Source organism: Myxococcus llanfairpwllgwyngyllgogerychwyrndrobwllllantysiliogogogochensis (assembly GCF_006636215.1).
Taxonomy (GTDB): Bacteria; Myxococcota; Myxococcia; order Myxococcales; family Myxococcaceae; genus Myxococcus; species Myxococcus llanfairpwllgwyngyllgogerychwyrndrobwllllantysiliogogogochensis.
In genome coordinates, this window is the sequence record NZ_VIFM01000905.1 from 1 (window position 1) to 410 (window position 410).

At 69.3% G+C, this 410-nt stretch carries 1 protein-coding gene; it reads left to right on the forward strand.

The features are described 5' to 3' along the window. Positions 1 to 410, forward strand: a 410-nt coding sequence (locus FJV41_RS57570; protein ID WP_181791637.1) for an MlrC C-terminal domain-containing protein, incomplete at both ends; no start/stop codon positions are given.

A 410-nucleotide genomic window follows, 5' to 3' on the forward strand; every position in this document is an offset into this window, starting at 1 on the left:
AACAGCTGGCCGATGGCGCGGACCGCCCGGTGCTGCTGCTGGACCACGGCGACAACTGCATGTCCGGCGGCACCTGCGACTCCATGAACGAACTGATGGCGGCCGGCATGGGCGCCCACACCACCGTGCGCCTGGGCAACAAGGTGCCGCTCACCCAGCTCGGCGTGGCCAAGGAGCCGGTGGCCGTCGAAGGCACCGTGGTGGCCATCAGCGACGGCGAATACACCGTCACCGGCCCCATCTACACCGGCCAGCGCTGCGCCATGGGCCGCACGGTGCTGTTCGACACGGGCAAGGCGCGCATCGTGGTCACCGAGCGCACCCACGAACCGTGGGACCTGGGCGTCTTCTCCTGCGTGGGCATGGACCCCAAGGCCCACCGCTTCGTGCTGCTCAAGTCGCGCATGTAC